Source organism: Paraburkholderia panacisoli (genome assembly GCF_008369935.1).
GTDB lineage: Bacteria > Pseudomonadota > Gammaproteobacteria > Burkholderiales > Burkholderiaceae > Paraburkholderia > Paraburkholderia panacisoli.
Genome location: NZ_VTUZ01000022.1, coordinates 89,521 through 103,524 on the forward strand (window position 1 = coordinate 89,521; position 14,004 = coordinate 103,524).

The following is a 14,004-nucleotide window of genomic DNA, read 5'->3' on the forward strand; positions in this document are numbered from 1 at the left end:
CTGACTGCCTGGCTGACTCCCCAATTGACCATGTTGCTGGCTTGCCTGGCAACGATAATTTGGCATGGCCCCGCTCCTGCTAAACGGCTGTCAGGAGTCACCACGCACGCCTCTTCGAGGTCTCCCTCAAAAACAGACTGTTAGTTGCATTTAAGTCGAAGGAAAAAGCGGCGCCACAAGGCGGCCGCTTTCCCACCCAACCACCAACCCGTCAACCGACGAGCGCCTCCTCCGCCACCTCGCCTGCCCTCTCCCGCTGCGCCATCTCCGCCGCCCGATCGTGCCGCTCGAAAATCTCCCGCGCGGCAAACAGCGCATTCAGCGCCGCCGGAAAGCCCGCATAAAGGGCCATCTGCATAAACACCTCGACGATCTCCTCGCGCGTGCAGCCGACGTTCAACGCCGCCTCGATATGCACCTTCAACTGCGGTTGTGCGCAGCCCAGCGTCGCGAGCGACGCGATGGTGGCGATTTCGCGCACACGCAGATCGAGCTGTGGCCGGCTGTAAATATCGCCGAAACCGAATTCGATCAGCAGCCGGCCGAAATCCGGCGCGATCGGCGCGAGCGCGGCGATCACCTGTTCGCCGGCCGAGCCGTCGATCTCCTTCAGTTTGTCCCAGCCTCGGGTGTAGCGGTCGTTGTGTGCGTAGTCCATGGTGAGTCCTTGTCCGAATGTGAATGCGTTGAACTTGCGTCGATCTGTCGTGCCGGATTTCCCGCATCGGCGTTCTGCTGCGCCGCTTTTTCGTAGTACGCGATCTTGTCGACGATCGCACCAAGGTTGCTCTGCAACTCGGCGATGCGCGCCAAAACCGCATCCCGGTGCGCCACCAGCAAGTCGCGGCGCGCGCCTGTCGTCGGCCGGCCTTGCGCGCGCAGCGTCGCGAAAGCCTGCATTCCGGCGATCGGCATGCCGGTCGCTTTCAGACGCATCACGAACAGCAGCCAGTCGAGATCGGCGGGCGAATACAGGCGATGCCCCGCCTGCGTGCGCCCCACCGGGCGAATCAGCCCGGCCTGTTCGTAATAACGCAGCGTATGCGTCGAGACGCCGATCGTTTCGGCAACCTGACCGATGGTGAGTGCAGTTGGGAGTTTCGACATGACGGACTCAGGTTAGGACTTCGAGTGCACTCTAAGTCAAGCACTCGTCGTTGTCATTTGTCTGCGTTGTCATTCTTTATGGCGCGCGATATGGATGGATAAACTCGCACGAGCCTAATCGCGATGCAAAAGGTTTAAATATTGTCCGCGCTGATTTACTTGTCATGAATCGGTCGGTATAAATCGTCGGCGTTCGCAAATAGGGGCGCTTGAATTGTTCTATGCTTAAGCGCAGCGCGTGCTGGATGCGTCGTCCGTTCCCGGCTTACTTTTTTGCCCTCAATGGAGTGCTTGCCATGCTGAAGAAGCTTTTAATGCTTTGCGTTGCTTTGGCTTTGTCGCTGTCGGCCGGATTTGCGGCGGCCGTCGAAGTGAATTCCGCCGATCAGGCGGCGCTCGAATCGGTCAAGGGCATCGGGCCGGTGCATGCAAAGGCGATCATCGACGAACGCACCAAGAATGGCCCCTTCAAGGATGCCGACGATCTCGCCGCCCGCGTCAAGGGCATCGGCACCAAATCGGTCACCAACCTCGAGGCGGCCGGCCTGACGATCAACGGCTCGTCCGCGCCGCCGAGCGGGGCCAAGCCCGCCGCCAAGTCCAGCAGCACCGCGAGCACCAAGGCGGCGCCGGCAGCCGCGCCCGCCGCGACCACCGCCGCGCCGGCCACGACAACGACCACGGCTGCGCCGGCGGAAGCGTCGGGCACCAAAGCGTCGAAGTCGAAGAAGAAGAGCAAAGCCGCGGCCTCCGAAGCGGCAGCGGCTTCCGCACCGGCGGCAGCGCCCGCCGACGCGTCCGGCGCCAAAGCTTCGAAGAAGGCGAAGAAGAGCAAGGCCGCTTCGGCGGCTGCAGCTTCCGGCGCATAAGCAGACACATAGGCAGACGCATCAACGACGCACAACGGGGCGGGCGACGGCATCGCGAAGCTTCACCGATACACGCATGAGCCTCGCGCCATGCCCATATCGAAGCGGCCCGCCCGCCTTCCCACCGCGCCGCGCATCCGCGCGGCGTTTTCACCCGCCGGCCCGTCAAGCACGTGCCGGCTTTCAAGAGAGACCGTCATGAGCCTACTCGACACCATTGGTTCCCTGCTTGGCAAATCGCCCGAAGGCGGCGGCCAGCAAGCGCTTGTCGCAGCCGCACTCGAATTCGTCAATAGCCAGCCGGGCGGCCTGAACGGCCTGATCGACCGCTTCAAGGAAAAGGGCCTCGGCGACGTCGTATCGTCGTGGGTCAGCAACGGCGAGAACCAGCCGATCGCCCCTGATGCGCTGCATAGCGTGCTCGGCTCGGAGGCCGTCACGAACCTCGCGGCGAAAGCCGGCGTGCAGCCGGATCAGGTGACCGGCCTGCTGTCGCAGATCCTGCCGCACGTCGTCAATGCGGCGACGCCGGAAGGCGAAGTGCCGGCCGAGGGCAAGCTGAACGCGACCACCGTGCTCGGCGCGCTCGGCGGCCTGTCGGCGCTGTTCGGCAAGAACAACAACGCTTAACGACGCGAGTAGCCGCACCTGAGCGGCATTGCGGACGCAAAAAAAAAAGCGGCAACGAAGTCACCTTCGTTGCCGCTTTTCCGTTGCTACTCATTATCGCCGGCGGGAAAGCAGCTCGACTAGCGCCGCTTTTCGCCGCCGAACACGCGTTTTGCTTAATGCACGACGCGGTCGAACACCAGCTTGCCGTCTTCCACTTCCACCGGAATCACATCCTTCGGCCCGAACTTGCCGGCCAGGATCAGCTTGGCGACCGGGTTCTCGATCTCCTGCTGGATCGCGCGCTTCAACGGCCGCGCGCCGAACAGCGGATCGTAGCCGACCTTGCCGACGTGCTCGAGCGCGTCATCCGACACCACCAGTTGCATGTCGAGCTTCGCAAGCCGCTCATGCAGACGCTGCAGCTGTATACGCGCGATCGACTGGATGTTCGAGCGGTCGAGCGCATGGAACACCACGACGTCGTCGATCCGGTTCAGGAACTCAGGCCGGAAGTGCAACTTCACCTCTTCCCAGACCGCGTCCTTGACCGCTTCCTGCGGCTCGCCGACCATCGACTGGATCACCTGCGAGCCGAGGTTCGAGGTCATCACGATCACCGTGTTCTTGAAGTCCACCGTACGTCCCTGGCCGTCGGTCATGCGTCCGTCGTCGAGTACCTGCAGCAGCACGTTGAACACGTCCGGGTGCGCCTTCTCGATTTCGTCGAGCAGGATCACGCTATACGGCTTGCGGCGCACCGCCTCGGTCAGGTAACCCCCTTCCTCGTAACCGACGTAGCCCGGCGGCGCACCGATCAAACGCGCGACGCTGTGCTTCTCCATGAATTCGCTCATGTCGATACGGATCAGATGATCTTCCGAATCGAACAGGAACGCCGCCAACGCCTTGCACAGTTCGGTCTTGCCGACGCCGGTCGGCCCGAGGAACAGGAACGAACCATACGGACGGTTAGGGTCCGAGAGGCCCGCGCGCGAACGGCGAATCGCATCGGCCACCGCGTTGATCGCCTCGTCCTGACCGACCACGCGGTCGTGCAGTTTCGCTTCGATCTGCAGCAGCTTTTCGCGCTCGCCCTGCATCATCCGTGACACCGGAATGCCGGTGGAACGCGACACGACTTCCGCGATTTCTTCCGCGCCGACCCGCGTGCGCAACAGACGCGGACGCTGCGGATTGCTCTGCTCCTCAGCCTCGACCCGCGTCACTTCCTTCAACTGCGCTTCGAGACCCGGCAGCTTGCCGTACTGCAACTCGGCGACCTTCTCCAACTTGCCTTCACGCTGCAGGCGCATGATTTCCGCACGCGTTTTCTCGATCTCTTCCTTCAGCTGCGCGCTGCCCTGCACCGCGGCTTTTTCCGCGGTCCAGATCTCTTCGAGGTCCGAATATTCACGATTCAGCCGCTCGATTTCCTCCTCGATCAGTTGCAGGCGCTTTTGCGACGCTTCGTCCTTTTCCTTCTTCACGGCTTCGCGTTCGATCTTCAACTGGATCAGACGCCGGTCGAGCCGGTCCATCTCTTCGGGCTTCGAGTCGATTTCCATCTTGATCTTCGACGCGGCTTCGTCGATCAGATCGATCGCCTTGTCCGGCAGGAAGCGGTCCGTGATGTAGCGATGCGACAGCTCGGCTGCCGCGACGATGGCCGGGTCGGTGATATCGACGCCGTGATGCAGTTCGTACTTTTCCTGCAGCCCGCGCAGGATCGCGATGGTCGCTTCTACCGTCGGTTCGTCGACCAGCACTTTCTGGAAGCGGCGCTCGAGCGCGGCATCCTTCTCGATGTACTTGCGATACTCGTCGAGCGTGGTGGCGCCCACGCAATGCAGTTCGCCGCGCGAGAGCGCCGGCTTGAGCATGTTGCCCGCGTCCATCGCGCCTTCGGCCTTGCCCGCGCCGACCATCGTGTGGATTTCGTCGATGAAGACGATGGTCTGGCCTTCGTCCTTCGCGATATCGTTGAGCACGGCCTTCAGCCGCTCTTCGAACTCGCCGCGATACTTCGCGCCGGCCAGCAACGCGGCCATGTCGAGCGACAACACGCGCTTGCCCTTCAGCGTTTCCGGCACCTCGCCGTTGACGATGCGCTGCGCGAGCCCTTCGACGATCGCGGTCTTGCCCACGCCCGGTTCGCCGATCAGCACCGGATTGTTCTTGGTGCGGCGTTGCAGGATCTGGATCGAACGACGGATTTCGTCGTCGCGGCCGATCACCGGGTCGAGCTTGCCGGCCCGCGCGCGCTCGGTCAGGTCGATGGTGTACTTCTTGAGCGCCTCGCGCTGGCTTTCGGCGTCCTGGCTATGCACCTGCGAGCCGCCGCGCACCGCCGCAATCGCGCTTTCCAGCGACTTGCGCGACAAGCCATGCTGACGCGCGAGGCGTCCGGCTTCGCCCTTGTCGTCGGCGACCGCGAGCAGGAACATCTCGCTGGCGATGAACGTGTCGTTGAGCTTCTGCGCTTCCTTGTCCGCCTGATTCAGCAGGCCGGTCAGCTCGCGGCCGATCTGCACGTTGCCGTCGGTACCCTGCACTTGCGGCAGACGCGTCATCGCGTCGCCGAGCGCGGTTTGCAACGCCTGAACGTGCACGCCGGCGCGCGACAGCAGCGAGCGCGCCGACCCATCCTGCTGCGCGACGAGCGCCGACAGCACATGAACCGGTTCGACGTATTGATTGTCATGGCCAACGGCCAGACTCTGCGCATCCGCCAGTGCTTCCTGGAATTTAGTGGTGAGTTTGTCGATTCTCATCAAGAGACCTCCAATTTCGATTACCACCAAAATGAGGCGTTTTATCCAGGTTTCAAGCGCTTTTTTGCGCTCAACAGCAAGTATTTAACATTTGAGCGCAAGAACCGTCCGCGCCCTGATTTACGCGGACGGCGTCGGTGCGACCGGCACGATCGGGATCACCGCGCCACCCAGGCCGAGCAGCGAAGAGAGCGCGCCATGCGGCTGCGCGACCTCGCCGATGGTGTAGCGGTCGAGTTCGGCAAGGAAGGCTTTGCCCGCAGCGTCGAGCGCCTCGCGCAGGCGGCACGCCGGCATGATCACACAGGAGCGGTGCGCGCCGTGCTGGTCGGGCAGACAGGCGACCAGCGCGAAGTCGCTTTCCATCGCGCGGACCACCTCGCCCACCGTCAACGCGCGAGATCGTTCGGCGAACCGCAGGCCGCCGTTGCGCCCGCGCACGGTCTCGATCCAGCCGTGCTCGGCGAGTTGCTGCACGACTTTCATCAAGTGGTTCTTGGATATCCCGTACGCCTGCGAAATGTCCTGGATCGTCGACAGGCCATCGCCCCGCACAGCGAGGTACAGCAGGACGCGTAGTGAGTAATCCGTATAATCGGTCAGTCTCATAAATGCAGGTCACGATAAGCGCAAGCCGCGATCCCTGAGATAACCGCGTCGATGCTAGGGTTGCCGTGGCGCACCGCTTCGCCATAAGATGCAGCCAGTACGCATGTTTGCCAACTTTGCGCGGATGGGCGGCGTTGGTGTTCGCGCCGGTGTTCGGGTAGTAATGGTAACGTTTCCTGCGTCAACCTTTCACGCGAAAAGCGAGTTATTCCCGGCCTTCTTTTCGATCGCACGCATTTAAGGGCCGCTTCCGAGCGGCCCGGGCGCCGCGTGACGCGCCGCCTTGCGCAGCATTTATCTGGAATTTGCATGAATCCGTCCTTCCCCGCAGCGCCGGTCGTCGAGCGCGCCGCCGAGCCCACCGAAGAGAATATTCGCGAACTCGTCTACGGCTTTTATGATCGCGTGCGCGCCGATGCGTTGCTCGGCCCGGTCTTCGAAGCAAAGCTGGCCGGCCGCTGGGACGACCATCTGCCGAAGATGTGCACGTTCTGGGGCTCGCTCGTGCTGGGCGCGAAGCAGTACCGCGGCAACGTGCAGCAGGCGCATCAGCCGCTGGAAGGCGTCGAGCCGCAGCATTTCAGCCGCTGGCTGTATCTGTTTCTGGATACGGTCGAGTCACGCTACCAGCCGGCTGCGGCGGTGCGCTTCATGGAACCGGCGCTGCGTATCGCGCAAAGCCTGCAATTGAGCCGCTTCGGCTGGGATTACAAGATTCCGCCCGAGCAGCAGGCGCTGCTGGAGCGCGTGGCGCCGAAGCGCCGTCCGCACGATGACGATGGGCCGGCTCACGCGACACGTCCGGCTGGCGAGCCGTTTCCGGCGCGGATCATCGGGCGGCCTCGCGACGAGTGAACGGGTGTTGGGTGCGTTTGGGTGCATCGCGCACGACAGGCGTCTTGACGCCGAGTGCCGAGCACCGCTTCGATAGCGGCCTGACCCGCCTCTACTCCTGCGTGCGATTCCCCGATTCGATGCCCCAGCGGGCGAGCGCGGCGTCGTCCGTGACGCGGGCGTCGACCCAGCGTTCGCCGGCCTCGGTCTTCTCTTTCTTCCAGAACGGCGCCTGGGTCTTCAGATAATCCATCACGAACTCACACGACGCGAATGCGTCGCCGCGATGCGCAGCCGTGGTCGCGACGAGCACGATCTGGTCGAGCGGATAGAGCTTGCCGACCCGATGGATGATCAGCACCTCGATACCCGGCCAGCGCTCGCGCGCGCTCACGATGATCGCTTCCAGCGACTTCTCGGTCATGCCGGGATAATGCTCGAGCTCCATCGTCTCGACGGTGCTGCCGTCGTTCAGATCGCGCACGGTGCCGACAAAACAGGCGACCGCGCCGATCTTCGGATTGCGTGCGCGCAATGCGGCCACCTCGGCTGTGAGGTCGAAGTCTTCAGTCTGGACGCGAACGGGCATGGGTGGCTCCCTGGTGACGATCTGGCGGCGTTGCCGCCTAGCCGCCAGTAACCGGCGGGAAGAACGCGACTTCGCAGCCATCCGTGATCCGGGTGCCGGCGCCGGTCATCACGTGGTTGCAGGCCATGCGCAGCGCGCGGCCTTCGGCGAGCGTCTCGGCCCAGATTCCGCCGCGCACGCGCAGCCACGCGCGCACGTCGCCGACGGTCGCGACGCCGTCGGGCAGCTCGACGGTTTCGTCGGCCAGATTGAGCGCTTCGCGCACGCTCGCAAAATAGCGGAGTTCGATCTTCATCGGGATGTCGCCGGTCTGCTACGCATGGCCGGCCTCAGTTCAGCAATTCGGAAAAGGGAATGAAGCGCACGGTCTCGCCCGCGCGGATCGCATGGTTCGGCGGATTGTCGATCAGGCCGTCGCCCCAGACCGTCGAGGTCAGCACGGCCGAACTCTGATTCGGGAACAGATCGAGGCCGCCTGCCTCGTTGAGCCGCGCGCGCAGAAATTCGTTGCGGCGGTCGGCCTTGCTCTGGGTGAAATCCGCGCGCAGCGACAGCGTGCGCGGCGCGACCGTCCGTGCACCGGCGAGACTCAGAACGAATGGACGCACGAACAGCAGGAAGGTGGCGAAGCTGGAAACCGGGTTGCCCGGCAGGCCGATGAAGAACGTTTCGGCCGATGCCGAAGCCGATGCCGATGCGTCCGCATTCGCATTCGTATGCGCCGCGGCGCGGCGCACCGCGCCGAAGGCGAGCGGCTTGCCCGGCTTCATCGCGATCTGCCACATCGACAAACGCCCTTCCGCCTCGACGGCGGGCTTCACGTGATCTTCCTCGCCGACCGATACGCCGCCGCAAGTCAGGATCAGATCGTGCCCGCCGGCGGCTTCGCGCAACGTCGCGCGGGTCGCGTCGAGCCGGTCGGCGACGATGCCATAGTCGGTCACTTCGCAGCCGAGCTTTTCCAGCAGCCCGCGCAGCGTGAAGCGGTTCGAATTGTAAATCGCGCCCGGTTTCAGCGGCTCGCCTGGCATGGTCAGCTCGTCGCCGGTGAAGAACACCGCGACCTTGACGCGGCGGCGCACCTGAAGCTTCGCGCAGCCGACCGACGCGGCGAGCCCCAGCGCCTGCGGCGTGAGCCGTGTGCCCGCCGGCAGGATGATCGAGCCGCTGCGGATGTCCGCGCCTTGCGCCGTGATCCATTCACCGGTTTGCGGCGTGTGGAGGATCGCGACTTCGTCGCCGGCGGCTTCGGTTTGCTCCTGCATCACGATCGCGTCGGCGCCGGGCGGCACCGTTGCGCCGGTGAAGATGTGCGCCGCGGTGCCGGGCACCAGCGGCATGGGTGCATGGCCGGCCGGAATGCGTTGCGACACCGGCAACCGGCTGCCGCCCGCGCGCGCCAGATCCGCGGTGCGGATTGCGTAACCGTCCATTGCGCTGGTGTTCATCGGTGGGACGTCGAGCGGCGACGTGACGTCGGCCGACAGCACGCGGTTCAACGCGTCCAGCGTGGGAATGGATTCTGTGCCGGCGATCGGACTCGCGGCACCAAGCAGGGTCGCCAACGCTTCGGCAGTGGCGAGCATGGGAGCGCGGGGCGTTGGTGTGGACATCTCTGGTTTCGAAACCGCGGATTAAATGAACATTGTAGCGGTCGATGCCGTCGGCCTGGGCGGCCCGGCATGATGCGGGGGTTTTGCTTCGTGTGACTGCGGGGGGGTTGCTCATTTAGCGCGCTCAGCGAACTCGCTGCAAGCGCTCTTTTTGCAGCGGGCCTTTCGGCCCGTCCCAATGCGGCTGAACGCCTGTCTGCGCGGCGCGGCTCCTATCGGCGCGCCTCGCAGCGCATCAAACCGCATCCGGCCGCTCCAGCCCGCCCGAGCAGCGCTGCGTGGCCCGCCGGCTCACGCAGCGCGCAGAACAGCCTCACCCGCCCGTGTTCGCCACGATAAAGTCCTTCACGCGCTGCGCATCCGCCGGCAGCACTTCGAAGCGCTGCGGCAACGACTCCAGCCCCGAAAACGCCGCCGGCCGCTCCGGTTCGCGCAACAGCGCTTCGCGGATCGTCTCGCCGAACTTGATCGGTTGCGCGGTCTCCAGCACGATCATCGGAATGCCAGGTTGCAGATGCTCGCGGGCCACCTTCAGGCCGTCGGCCGTGTGCGTGTCGATCATCGTGTCGTAACGCTCGAACACGTCTCGGATCGTCTCCAGGCGGCTGTCGTGGCTGCTGCGGCCCGACACGAAACCGAACTCCTCTACGCGCGCAAAATCGCCGCTCGCCGCGAGATCGAAACCGCCCTTTTCCTCGACATCGCGAAACAGTTGCAGCACCCGCGCCGGATCGCGGCCCAGCAGATCGAACACGAAGCGCTCGAAGTTCGACGCCTTCGAAATGTCCATGCTCGGGCTGCTGGTGTGGTACGTCTCGGCCGCCTTGCGCACGCGGTAGATGCCGGTGCGGAAGAACTCGTCGAGCACATCGTTTTCATTCGTCGCGACGACCAGCTTCTCGATCGGCAGACCCATCATCCGCGCGATGTGACCCGCGCAGACATTGCCGAAATTGCCCGACGGCACCGTGAACGATACGCGCTCCTCGTTCGACTTCGTCGCCGCGAAGTAGCCCTTGAAGTAGTACACGACCTGCGCGACGACGCGCGCCCAGTTGATCGAATTGACCGTGCCGATCTTGTACTTCGCCTTGAACGCATGATCGTTCGACACCGCCTTGACGATGTCCTGAGCGTCGTCGAACACGCCTTCAACCGCGATGTTGAAAATGTTCGGGTCCTGCAGGCTGTACATCTGCGCGGTCTGGAACGCGCTCATCTTCTTGTGCGGCGACAGCATGAACACGCGGACGCCCTTCTTGCCGCGCATCGCGTATTCGGCGGCGCTGCCGGTGTCGCCCGAGGTCGCGCCGAGAATGTTCAGCGTCTCGCCGTGCTTCGCGAGCGCGTACTCGAACAGGTTGCCGATCAGCTGCATCGCCATGTCCTTGAACGCGAGCGTCGGCCCGTTCGACAGTTCCAGCAGCGCGAGCGGCGCGCCGTTCTCGACGCCCAGCGTTTTCAGCGGCGTGATCTGCGCAGCGCTTTCATCGGCGCGCACGTTGCAGTATGTCGCGGCCGTGTAGGTCTTGCGCGTGAGTGCGCGCAGATCCTCGGCGGGAATGTCGTCGCTGAATTTCGACAGGATCTCGAAGGCGAGGTCCGCGTAAGGCAGGGTGCGCCAGCGCGTCAGTTCTTCAGCGCTGACGCGCGGATATTCGGCGGGCAGATACAGGCCGCCGTCTTTCGCGAGACCGCCCAGCAGGATGTCCGAAAAGGTGTGGCGCTCGCCGGCTCCGGCGCCGCGCGTGGAGAGGTAGTTCATAGTGGGCCTAGTTCAGCGCTTCCATGCGCAGCTTCGTGACTTGCGAGACGACGGTCTTCAAGGCTTCGATCGACTTGATCGCGGCGTTGACGTGCTTTTCGACCGTTTCATGCGTGATCAGGATGATGTCGGTTTCGCCCTTGCCGTTCGCGTCGACCTGCTCCGATTCCTTCTGCAGCAGCGCGTCGATCGAGATGCCGGTGTCGGCCAGAATGCGCGTGATGTCGGCCAGCACGCCGGTCACGTCCGCCACCCGTAGACGCAGGTAGTAGCCGCTCGTCACTTCGTCGATCGGCAGGATCGGGGTGTTCGACAGGCTGTCCGGCTGGAACGCGAGGTGCGGCACCCGATGCTCCGGATCAGCCGTGTGCAGGCGCGTCACGTCGACCAGGTCGGCCACCACCGCGGACGCCGTCGGTTCCGCGCCCGCGCCCTTGCCGTAGTAGAGCGTCGTGCCGACCGCGTCGCCATGCACGACTACCGCGTTCATCGCGCCTTCCACGTTCGCCAGCAGGCGCTTTTCCGGAATCAGCGTGGGGTGCACGCGCAATTCGATGCCCTTGTCGGTGCGGCGCGCAATGCCGAGCAGCTTGATGCGGTAGCCGAGTTCCTCGGCGTATTTGATGTCGATCGCCGCGAGCTTGCTGATGCCTTCGACATAGGCGCGGTCGAACTGCACCGGCACGCCGAACGCGATCGCGCTCATGATGGTCGCCTTGTGCGCAGCGTCGACGCCTTCGATGTCGAAGGTCGGATCGGCTTCCGCGTAGCCCAGCTCCTGCGCGGCTTTCAGCGCGGTCGCGAAATCGAGCCCGCGGTCGCGCATCTCCGACAGGATGTAGTTCGTGGTGCCGTTGATGATGCCCGCGATGTACTGGATGCGATTGGCCGTCAGCCCCTCGCGCAACGCCTTGATGATCGGAATGCCGCCCGCCACTGCCGCCTCGAACGACACCATCACGCCATTGGCGTGCGCCGCTTCGAAGATCTCGGTGCCGTGCACCGCGAGCAGCGCCTTGTTGGCGGTGACCACATGCTTGCCGTTCCTGATCGCGCGCAGCACGAGATCGCGCGCCACGCCGGTGCCGCCGATCATTTCGGCCACGATATCGATCGAGGGGTCGTCGACCACCGCGTTGAAGTCATCGGTCAGCGCGACCGTGCCGGCTTGTGTGCCGAGCGCCGCCGTCGCCTTCGCGGGATTGCGCACGGCGATGCGCGCAATCTCGATGCCGCGGCCCGCGCGGCGTTTGATTTCTTCCTGATTGCGGCGCAGTACCGTGAAGGTGCCGCTGCCTACCGTGCCGAAGCCCAGCAGTCCAACTTTGATCGGTTCCATGCAGCGTGTGTTTTCGAGTAGATGATTGAAAGGAAACGGATGTCGGGTGTGGCGCTTTGCACGGCGCGCTATGCGCCGCGCCGCGCGCCACCTCGTGCGCTAGGCCGTGTGCCGTTTGCGGTAGCCGTCGAGGAATCGCGCGATCCGGTTGATCGAATCCGCGAGGTCGTCGACGTTCGGCAGGAACACGACGCGGAAGTGATCCGGCGTCTTCCAGTTGAAACCGGTGCCCTGCACGAGCAGCACGCGCTCTTCGAGCAGCAGGTCGAGGATGAACTGCTGGTCGTTCTGGATCGGATACACCTTCGGATCGAGGCGCGGGAACATGTACAGCGCCGCTTCGGGCTTCACGCAGCTCACACCGGGGATGGCCGTCAGCATGTCATACGCGAGTTCGCGCTGTTTGTACAGGCGCCCGGTCGGCACGATCAGGTCGTTGATGCTCTGATATCCGCCGAGCGCGGTCTGGATCGCGTACTGGCCGGGCACGTTCGGGCACAGCCGCATCGACGCGAGGATGCCCAGGCCCTCGAAATAGTCGCGGCCGTTGCGGCGGTTCTCGCCGGTCAGGCCCGAGATGAACATCCAGCCGGCGCGATAGCCGCACGAGCGGTAGCTCTTCGACAGGCTGTTGAACGTGACGGTGAGCACGTCTTCGGAAAGCGCCGCCATCGACGTATGGGTCTTGCCGTCGTAGACGATCTTGTCGTAGACCTCGTCGGCGAAGATCACGAGGCCGTGCTGGCGCGCGATTTCGATCAGGCCGAGCAGCAGTTCGTCCGAGTACAGCGCGCCGGTCGGATTGTTCGGGTTGATCACCACGAGAGCGCGCGTGTTCGGCGTGATTTTCGCGCGGATGTCGTCGAGGTCGGGCATCCAGCGGTTCGACTCGTCGCAGATGTAGTGCACCGGCGTGCCGCCCGCGAGGCTCACGCCGGCGGTCCACAGCGGATAGTCGGGCGCCGGCAGCAGCACTTCGTCGCCGTCGTTCAGCAACCCCTGCAGCGCCATCACGATCAGCTCCGACGCGCCGTTGCCGATGTAGATGTCGTCCAGCTCGACGCCGTGCACGCCCTTTTGCTGCGTGTAATGCATGATCGCCTTGCGCGCGGCGAACACGCCCTTCGAATCGGAGTAGCCGGACGAGCCCGGCAGGTTCAGGATCATGTCCTGAATGATTTCGTCGGGCGCTTCGAAGCCGAACGGCGCGAGATTGCCGATGTTCAGCTTGATGATGCGGTGGCCCTCTTCTTCGAGCCGCTTCGCATGTTCGAGGACGGGCCCGCGAATGTCGTAGCAGACATTCAGCAACTTGTTGGATTTGAGAATCGGTTTCACGGCGGGCACTTCATCCTGTTGATGGCTTGGGCGAACCGGCGCTGGCTAAAAACGCCAGGCCGGCCAGTTCGCCGATAGGGGGATTCGGGCGCGCAGGGCCGGCGACGGCCGCCAGACGCAAATCGGACCGCCCTGTCGAGCCGCCGCTGCATTTTCGCAGCTGACGCGTTTTTCGGGGCAAGCTTTCGTGCCGCTTGCTTTCGTGCCGCTCGAGTGCCGCTTGCGCGGCCCGTTGCTTCGCCCGCCGCGCCCGCCATGCGCTTGCGGCGGATTGCGCCGGGGTAGCAGCGAAGCGGGAAAAAACGGGATGAAGCAGTCAAAACGGGCCAACACGGGCGAAAACCCGGCAAAAATCCGACGAAAGCGGGCAAAACCAGGGCAGGTAGCCGATGGGCCGCGCCGCTGCGCACGGCGCAGCTTGTGGCGGCACATGAGCGAGGGGCGCCGCAAGGCGGCCAAAAAGTTATAATTTAGCGGATTTTGGCCGACTTCCGCAATGCACCAACCGCATCGGCAAGCCTTTTCGGCCCCTTCGTGCCCACTCGCGTCGACCCGCCC

13 protein-coding genes are annotated in these 14,004 nt (G+C 64.1%); 3 read left to right on the forward strand and 10 right to left on the reverse strand.

Annotation, left to right across the window (positions count from 1 at the left end; translation table 11 throughout):
• Window positions 1-211 precede the first annotated feature (211 nt).
• On the reverse strand, window positions 212-658 hold the full coding sequence (locus FVF58_RS28690; protein ID WP_149673160.1) for a carboxymuconolactone decarboxylase family protein: 447 nt from the start codon (window positions 656-658) through the stop codon (window positions 212-214).
• The gene (locus tag FVF58_RS28695; RefSeq protein ID WP_149673161.1) at window positions 610-1,107 is read right to left on the reverse strand and encodes a MerR family transcriptional regulator; all 498 of its coding nucleotides are present in this window, start codon (window positions 1,105-1,107) and stop codon (window positions 610-612) included. Before FVF58_RS28695 ends, FVF58_RS28690 begins: the two co-directional genes overlap by 49 nt.
• Before the next feature lie 296 nt (window positions 1,108-1,403).
• On the opposite strand from FVF58_RS28695, the gene FVF58_RS28700 reads away from it, so the two are divergent.
• Together FVF58_RS28700 and FVF58_RS28705 are read left to right on the forward strand one after the other, a co-directional pair.
• On the forward strand, window positions 1,404-1,976 hold the full coding sequence (locus tag FVF58_RS28700; protein ID WP_149673162.1) for a ComEA family DNA-binding protein: 573 nt from the start codon (window positions 1,404-1,406) through the stop codon (window positions 1,974-1,976).
• 90 nt (window positions 1,977-2,066) lie between these two features.
• Window positions 2,067-2,606, forward strand: a complete 540-nt coding sequence (locus FVF58_RS28705; protein ID WP_484217518.1) for a YidB family protein — start codon at window positions 2,067-2,069, stop codon at window positions 2,604-2,606.
• Between the two features lie 155 nt (window positions 2,607-2,761).
• On the opposite strand, the gene clpB is transcribed toward FVF58_RS28705, so the two are convergent.
• Together clpB and FVF58_RS28715 are read right to left on the reverse strand one after the other, a co-directional pair.
• A complete protein-coding gene (clpB, locus tag FVF58_RS28710) occupies window positions 2,762-5,359 on the reverse strand; it encodes an ATP-dependent chaperone ClpB (RefSeq protein ID WP_149673164.1) in 2,598 nt (865 codons plus the stop codon).
• 120 nt (window positions 5,360-5,479) lie between these two features.
• Complete coding sequence (locus FVF58_RS28715) at window positions 5,480-5,968, reverse strand: Rrf2 family transcriptional regulator (protein WP_149673165.1); 489 nt, start codon at window positions 5,966-5,968, stop codon at window positions 5,480-5,482.
• Between the two features lie 309 nt (window positions 5,969-6,277).
• On the opposite strand from FVF58_RS28715, the gene FVF58_RS28720 reads away from it, so the two are divergent.
• Window positions 6,278-6,823 (forward strand): group III truncated hemoglobin, encoded by a 546-nt coding sequence (locus tag FVF58_RS28720; RefSeq protein WP_149673166.1) that lies wholly within the window; start codon window positions 6,278-6,280, stop codon window positions 6,821-6,823.
• A 91-nt stretch (window positions 6,824-6,914) separates the two neighbouring features.
• On the opposite strand, the gene moaE is transcribed toward FVF58_RS28720, so the two are convergent.
• The 6 genes from moaE to FVF58_RS28750 all read right to left on the reverse strand — a co-directional run bounded on the left by moaE (window position 6,915) and on the right by FVF58_RS28750 (window position 13,455).
• Window positions 6,915-7,391 (reverse strand): molybdopterin synthase catalytic subunit MoaE, encoded by a 477-nt coding sequence (moaE, locus tag FVF58_RS28725; RefSeq protein ID WP_149673167.1) that lies wholly within the window; start codon window positions 7,389-7,391, stop codon window positions 6,915-6,917.
• A gap of 37 nt (window positions 7,392-7,428) precedes the next feature.
• Window positions 7,429-7,686, reverse strand: a complete 258-nt coding sequence (moaD, locus tag FVF58_RS28730) for a molybdopterin converting factor subunit 1 (RefSeq protein WP_149673168.1) — start codon at window positions 7,684-7,686, stop codon at window positions 7,429-7,431.
• Window positions 7,687-7,720: 34 nt separating this feature from the next.
• Window positions 7,721-8,977, reverse strand: a complete 1,257-nt coding sequence (locus FVF58_RS28735) for a molybdopterin molybdotransferase MoeA (protein WP_149673221.1) — start codon at window positions 8,975-8,977, stop codon at window positions 7,721-7,723.
• Between the two features lie 340 nt (window positions 8,978-9,317).
• Window positions 9,318-10,769 (reverse strand): threonine synthase, encoded by a 1,452-nt coding sequence (gene thrC / locus FVF58_RS28740; RefSeq protein WP_149673169.1) that lies wholly within the window; start codon window positions 10,767-10,769, stop codon window positions 9,318-9,320.
• Window positions 10,770-10,776: 7 nt separating this feature from the next.
• Window positions 10,777-12,108 carry a homoserine dehydrogenase gene (locus FVF58_RS28745; protein WP_149673170.1) on the reverse strand — a complete coding sequence of 444 codons (1,332 nt, stop codon included), beginning with the start codon at window positions 12,106-12,108 and terminating at the stop codon, window positions 10,777-10,779.
• Between the two features lie 99 nt (window positions 12,109-12,207).
• Window positions 12,208-13,455, reverse strand: coding sequence for a pyridoxal phosphate-dependent aminotransferase (locus FVF58_RS28750; protein ID WP_149673171.1), 1,248 nt, complete (start codon window positions 13,453-13,455; stop codon window positions 12,208-12,210).
• Window positions 13,456-14,004 lie beyond the last annotated feature (549 nt).